Source organism: Pseudoduganella sp. GW821-FHT11H04, from assembly GCF_058807935.1.
Genome location: NZ_JBXARE010000004.1, coordinates 255,263 through 261,461, shown reverse-complemented (window position 1 = coordinate 261,461; position 6,199 = coordinate 255,263). Strand labels below are relative to the sequence as shown.

At 59.4% G+C, this 6,199-nt stretch carries 7 protein-coding genes and 1 tRNA gene; 1 reads left to right on the top strand and 7 read right to left on the bottom strand.

Annotation, left to right across the window (positions count from 1 at the left end):
• The first annotated feature begins 3 nt into the window (after positions 1 to 3).
• Positions 4 to 80: transfer RNA gene (locus AC1RTP_RS11415), tRNA-Met, on the top strand.
• 51 nt (positions 81 to 131) lie between these two features.
• Here AC1RTP_RS11415 and AC1RTP_RS11410 read toward each other — a convergent pair.
• The 7 genes from AC1RTP_RS11410 to AC1RTP_RS11380 form a co-directional block, all read right to left on the bottom strand.
• Entirely contained in the window at positions 132 to 971 is an 840-nt protein-coding gene (locus AC1RTP_RS11410; RefSeq protein WP_498607573.1) for a class I SAM-dependent methyltransferase, read from the bottom strand.
• A 103-nt stretch (positions 972 to 1,074) separates the two neighbouring features.
• A complete protein-coding gene (locus AC1RTP_RS11405) occupies positions 1,075 to 2,016 on the bottom strand; it encodes an acyl-CoA desaturase (protein ID WP_498607571.1) in 942 nt (313 codons plus the stop codon).
• 10 nt (positions 2,017 to 2,026) lie between these two features.
• Positions 2,027 to 2,341 (bottom strand): ArsR/SmtB family transcription factor, encoded by a 315-nt coding sequence (locus AC1RTP_RS11400; RefSeq protein WP_498607569.1) that lies wholly within the window; start codon positions 2,339 to 2,341, stop codon positions 2,027 to 2,029.
• 170 nt (positions 2,342 to 2,511) lie between these two features.
• Positions 2,512 to 2,835, bottom strand: coding sequence for a thioredoxin family protein (locus tag AC1RTP_RS11395; RefSeq protein WP_498608049.1), 324 nt, complete (start codon positions 2,833 to 2,835; stop codon positions 2,512 to 2,514).
• 32 nt (positions 2,836 to 2,867) lie between these two features.
• Positions 2,868 to 4,445, bottom strand: a complete 1,578-nt coding sequence (locus tag AC1RTP_RS11390) for an aldehyde dehydrogenase (NADP(+)) (RefSeq protein ID WP_498607567.1) — start codon at positions 4,443 to 4,445, stop codon at positions 2,868 to 2,870.
• A 39-nt stretch (positions 4,446 to 4,484) separates the two neighbouring features.
• Positions 4,485 to 5,306: a ChaN family lipoprotein gene (locus AC1RTP_RS11385; RefSeq protein WP_498607565.1), complete on the bottom strand. Its 822-nt coding sequence runs from the start codon at positions 5,304 to 5,306 to the stop codon at positions 4,485 to 4,487.
• A 31-nt stretch (positions 5,307 to 5,337) separates the two neighbouring features.
• Positions 5,338 to 6,177: an alpha/beta fold hydrolase gene (locus AC1RTP_RS11380; protein WP_498607563.1), complete on the bottom strand. Its 840-nt coding sequence runs from the start codon at positions 6,175 to 6,177 to the stop codon at positions 5,338 to 5,340.
• Between the last annotated feature and the right edge of the window lie 22 nt (positions 6,178 to 6,199).

The following is a 6,199-nucleotide window of genomic DNA, read 5'->3' as shown; positions in this document are numbered from 1 at the left end:
TCCGGTGATATAGCTCAGTTGGTTAGAGCATAGCATTCATAATGCTAGGGTCGGTGGTTCAAGTCCACCTATCACCACCAGGATTCATCAAGAATGGCCTGAACCGGCAACGGTCCAGGCCATTTTTGTTTTTACACCGTGCTTTTCCTCGTCACAAACACTTCAATAAACTCTCCGTCTATGCCAAGACTCCGGTCGCGGACGATAAAGGTGATTGTGGTTGAATTGGACCAGGAACTGATCAAGTCTTCAAAATCATCCCCATAATCCCAGGTAACCAGCGCCTTGCCATCGCCGACGGGATTGCCGTGATACACCTCTTCTTTGATGTATTCGACCTGGCTGCCCAGGAGCCGGGCTCTCGGATAACTTTGCCTGATGCCCCGGTGTTTTGGCGCGGTAAAGATATGAACGCCGCCAGGCTTAAGCACCCTGATGATCTCCTTTGCCGCAAGCTCAGGATTAAAGATATGCTCAAACACGTCTTGAGTAATGAAGATGTCGAAGGTGCTATCGGCGAACGTCAACGCTTCCAGGTTTTCGCATCGCACCCCGTTAACCATGCTGCCAACTTCCGCACCGCAAAAATACTGCGAACTTGAATAGGAAGTGCAATACCTGGATATCAGGTCGTTCGATGGGGAGGACTCATGAATGTTCTTTTCCTCCCAGCCTTTGAAGTAGCTATCCATTACATGCTGGATATGGCGCTGCCGGGGAATCGAGAAACAATTCTGGCAAAGATATTCATCCCGCAGCCATGCCCCCTTGATTTCGAAGACAGTGTTTTGCCTGCAGCAGTGGCAATATCCCGAATTCGTTGCCCCCGATGGAGCCTCGAACTCCGCATGGAACCAATTACGTGCCGCGGAAAATTTAGCGACCTCGCCACGTAGACGATCTCGCTCGCTGACGATCTGCCCCAGGACAGGCGACCGCAATGCTAACGACTTGAATATTTTTGGATACACTCTGCGCTCCATTTGGATTAAACACAGGCAAACGCACCAAACAACTTACAAATTCGTCAACAGTTAAAACTGTATCGGGGTCAGTGTCAAGCTTAAAAACTGCTCACCACCAGAGACTTACCAGCAAGGGCCTGAACCGGCAACGTTCGAGGCCATTTTTGTTTTCCAGCCTATCCGGCAGCTGCAAATCCCTCACCAATCCGAAATGCTCCAGCACGCGCAGCGCCCACCAGCCCGGGTCCCACTCCCCTTCCGCCAATCCAAGCTTCGCCGAGTGCGGGAAAGCGTGGTGATTGTTATGCCAGCTCTCGCCCATTGTCAGCAGCGAGGTCCAACGGATGTTGCGTCCCTGGACTGCCGCGTCCTGCACTTCATACGCAAGGTCACCGTGGTTGTGGGCAAAATAGCCGATCAGCCAGTGACCGGTAACGCCGGCGGCGATGCGGGCGCACACACCCCAGCAAACGAAGGCCCAGCCGCCCCACAGGTAGAACAGCACGGCCAGCGGAAGTTGCTGCAGCATCCAGGTGCGCTCGAGGAAGCGGTAAAACTCGTCGTCGGCAATGCGCCGCTCGATGCGGATTGCCGGCGGGTGATCGAGCACCAGGTCGCAATGCAGCTGCCACCATGCGTCGCGCCAGAAACCAGCGCCGTGCCTCAGGTATGGGTGGCAATCGTATTGGCGCTGCGCATAGTCCCGCAACTCGTGCTGACGCAGCAAGCCGATCGGCCCGGCCAGGCCAACCTGCACACCAAGCCACACCAGAAAGTATTCCAGCCATTTGGGGCACGCAAAGCTGTTATGAATCAGCTTGCGATGGCTGCCCAGCGAATGTCCGAATAGAAGGACCAACGCCGTCGCCACCACGAACAGCAGCATCGCCGGCAACTGCGCATATGCCAGGGTGCCATATGCGGCGCCGGCATACATCGCAATCAGCCAGGTCGATTTCGCCGGAGAGTAGCGCACCTGGCCGACGCAAACGGCCGCCAGATCCTCGCTTGCGACGCGATGGTTTCTGATGACGTTACGAATCTTTCTCATGCTGGACTCCCTATTTTTTTTTCGCGGCCATCGCCCGCGACTCGCGCTTGAGGGGACGCCCGACCGGGCAGACCTCGAATGCGTAGCCAGTCAGGGTATTGACCAGGTTATCGCCGTTCAGCTTGTAGAACACAAACTGCCCTCGCCTCTCGCTGCTCACCAGGCCAGCGTTTTCGAGCACCGACAAGTGCCTGGAAATCGCGGGAGCGCTGATGCCGAACTTCTCGGCCAGGTCAGACGTGGAAAGCTCCACCTCCGACAGGTATGCGAGGATCTGGCGGCGTGGTTTGGATGCAAGTGCTTCAAAGACTTTATCGAGTTCCATAATTACACAATTAACTAATTCGTTAATAGTTAAATCGTTTTTCGGACGCGTGTCAAGCCGTCCGGGCGAAAAAAAGGCTCATCACGATGAGCCTTTTCCGTTTGGGCCGCAGGTTTTAGTTCAGCAACGTCCTGGCGCTGCAGCGGTTCCGCATGGGTAGAATGAAAAACTCAGCTTTCAGCAATTTGAGCGAACCCTTCACGCAACTCGTCGGCATCTTCGGGGCGAACCACGCGCGCGACTTCCTTGCCGTCTTTCAGGAAGATCACGGTTGGCCATAGCTTGATGCGGAAGGCGCGGCCCAGCACGCGGCCCGGGCCATCTTCCACTTTGAAATGAGGGATGTTGGCGTACTCGCTGTACGCCTCTGCGATCACGGACTGGGCGCCGCGGCAGTAGCCGCACCAGTTGGTGCCAAATTCCAGCACTGCCGGTCCGGTGAGCGCATCGATGTCGGAGCGGGTGGGCTGCTCTTGCTTGTACACGGTTTCCATCATGCGGCCCACCTTATCACGATAGCGAGGGCTTATGCGCCCGGCTGGATCTTGCCGTCCACCACGCGCGGCACGTTCTGCGGATTGGCATTGGCCAGGGTCGACGGCAGCGCCCACTCCGGCGCATCCTGGTAGCACACCGGACGCAGGAAACGGTCGATTGCGGTCGCGCCAACCGAAGTGCTGCGCGGGTCGGAGGTCGACGGGAACGGGCCGCCGTGCACCATGGCGTGCGCTACTTCGACTCCGGTCGGGAAACCGTTGAACAGGATGCGCCCGGCCTTGCGCTCCAGCGTCGGCAGCAGGCCGGCGGCGATGTCGCGGTCGGCGGCGATGGCGTGAACGGTGGAGGTCAGCTGGCCTTCCAAGTGCTCCGCGATGCGGCGCATATCGGCCGCGTCGCGGCAGCGCACCAGCACCGAGCTAGGGCCGAAGTTTTCGTCTTCCAGCGCTGGCGTGGCGAGGAAAGTATCCACGTCGGTGCTGTACAGGTGCGGCTGCGCTGCGCAAGCGGTGCTGCCCGCACCGCCTTGCGCCAGCAGTTCCACCTTGTCCAGCGCCGACAGCTTGCCTACGCCTGCTTCGTACGATTTGTGGATGCCGGGAGTCAGCATAGTGGTCGATGGCTTGGCTTGCACAGCGGCTGCAGCGGCAGCGGCGAACTCGTTCAGCTCAGGACCTTCCAGGCCAATCAGCAGGCCTGGATTGGTGCAGAACTGGCCCGAGCCCATGGTCAGCGAATCGGCAAAGCCTTGCGCGATGCGCGCGGCGCCGGCCTTCAATGCGCCTGGCAGCAGGAACACAGGATTGATGGAAGCCATCTCGGCATACACCGGAATAGGTTCCTTGCGCGCCTGGGCAATGCGCACCAGGGCCAGGCCGCCGCCTCGCGAGCCGGTAAAGCCAACGGCCTTGATTGCGGGATGCGCCACCAGGTCGCCGCCGATCTGCACGTCGCCGATCACCAGCGAGAACACGCCTTCATGCAGGCCGCAATCGGCTACTGATTTCTGGATCGCCTTGCCCACCAGTTCGGAAGTGCCAAGGTGTGCCGGGTGCGCCTTAACCACCACCGGGCAACCTGCAGCCAGTGCGGAAGCGGTATCGCCGCCGGCAACCGAGAACGCCAGTGGGAAATTGGAGGCGCCGAATACGGCAACCGGGCCTACGCCGATCTTGCGCATGCGCAGGTCCGAGCGCGGCGGCACGCGTTCCGGCAGTGCGGAATCCAGCGTGGCGCCCAGGAACAGGCCGTCGCGCACCACTTTGGCGAACAGGCGCAATTGATTGACGGTGCGGCCGCGCTCACCTTCCAGGCGGGCTTGCGGCAGGCCGGATTCCTGCATGGCGCGCTCGATCAGCTGCGGACCGATGTCGATAATGTTCTGCGCAACCTGCTCCAGGAACTGGGCGCGCTTTTCCAGCGTGGTTTCGCGATAGGAGTCGAATGCCTGCGCGGCGAGCTCGCAGGCGCGCTGCAGGTCGGCCGGCGTGGCCATGCCAAATGCTGGCTCGATTTCGATATTGCGGGCCGGGTCGGTGGCCTTCATCTGGCCTGCGCTGCCTTTGAAGGCAGCTTGTCCGATCAGCATTTCACCTGCGATTTGCATTCTTAACTCCTTGAATTGGGGGACGGCAGGGCCGAAAGTTTACTTGAAATTGCGGCAGGAGTCTGTGCGCTTTTGCACTGGAACCTTGCGGATTTCGTCATAGCTGCCCGCGACGCCGTCTGGCTCAATAAAGCCAATGGTGCGGACGTTCAGCTTGGGTTCAATAGCATTCAGCCAACGGGGCACGCCGATATCCTTGCGCACGTGGCCATTGCCGGCAATGAGGACCACGTCGCGTGGCTGCTGTTCGCGAATCAGCTTGGCCATCCAGATATCGCGCGCCACCTGTGCGTTGACCATCCCAGGCAGCATGATCTCGGAGACCATATTGCAGTGCCCTTCCTGGATGGCTTTTTCCTGGCCGCGGCGCAGGTCGGATGGCAGCGGGTCTTTCAGCTTATAGGCGTTGACGGTGGCGGCGTCAAAGGTCATGGTCAGGCCATCACGCACCACTTTCGATGCATCGGCACGGGACAGGTTGGCGGCCACAATCGGCAGCTTGTTGGACAGCGCCAGGTCGATCACCGCGTAGTACAGCTGCCAGTCCCAGCCCTTCTTGTCCATCGCCTTGATCAGGCAGTAGGCATCAAGGCAGCCTTTCTGCGCCTCGTCCAGCATGCCTTGCGATTCGCGGTCGAACTGCTCCATTGCGATCACGGGACGCCAGCCTGCTTCCACGCGCTGGCGCAGGTCCTCGAAGCGCAGCTTGTGGCCTTCCTTATTGTCGTGCACTTCGCCCAGCAAAAGCACCTGGGGATTTGAGATGGCGGCAGTGGGTGTCGTGTAAGCGACGGTCTTCTTGCTGCTGCAGCCGGCCAGTGCCAGGCCGGCCAGCAGCAGTGCGATGGTGGTTGGCTTCATCGATGCTCGGTCAGGCTTTCCTCGAAAGCGTCTAGTCTAACAGGGCGTGGATGGCTTTGCCGATGTCTTCCGCATGGGTTTCCAGCGCAAAGTGGCCGGTATCGAGCAATTGCACGATCGCCTTCGGGTTATCGCGGCGATAAGCCTCGGCGCCCGGCGGCGTGAAGAACGGATCGTTTTTGCCCCAGATTGCCAGCGTCGGCACCTGCGCTTTGCGGAAGAACTCCTGAAACACCGGGTACAGCTCGATGTTTTTGCGGTAGTCGTAGAACAGCTCGAGCTGGATGTCGATGTTGCCGGGGCGGGCCATCAATGCCGAATCCAGGGTATAGGACTCAGGATCGACTTGCGACGGGTCGGCCACGCCGTGAGTATATTGCCATTGGGTCGCTTCCGGCGTCAGGAAGCCGCGCATCACATTGGTGTTTTCTTCGTTGGGGTCGGCCCAGTGCTTGCGCATCGGGCTCCAGCCGTCGCTCAGGCCCTCCAGGTAGGCATTGCCATTTTGCGAAATAAGCGCAGTGATGCGTTCCGGTTTGGCGGCGGCCAGGCGCAAGCCGACCGGGGCGCCGTAGTCGAACACGTACAGGGCGAACTTATCCAGTTTGATCGCCTGCAGGAAGGCTTCCATGGTCCGTGCCAGGCTGTCGAAGGTGTATTCGTAATTGCGTTCCGCCGGCACTTCGGTGAAGCCGAAGCCTGGCAGGTCGGGGGCGATCACATGGTATTTGGTTGCCAGCAGCGGGATCAGTTTGCGGAACATGTGGGAGCTGGTGGGGAAACCGTGCATCAAGAGGATCGCCGGTGCCTCCGGGGCACCGGCTTCGCGGTAGAAGATGTTGACGCCGTCTGCCTGGATCGTGCGGTTCATAACTAACTCCATAAAGTTTGTT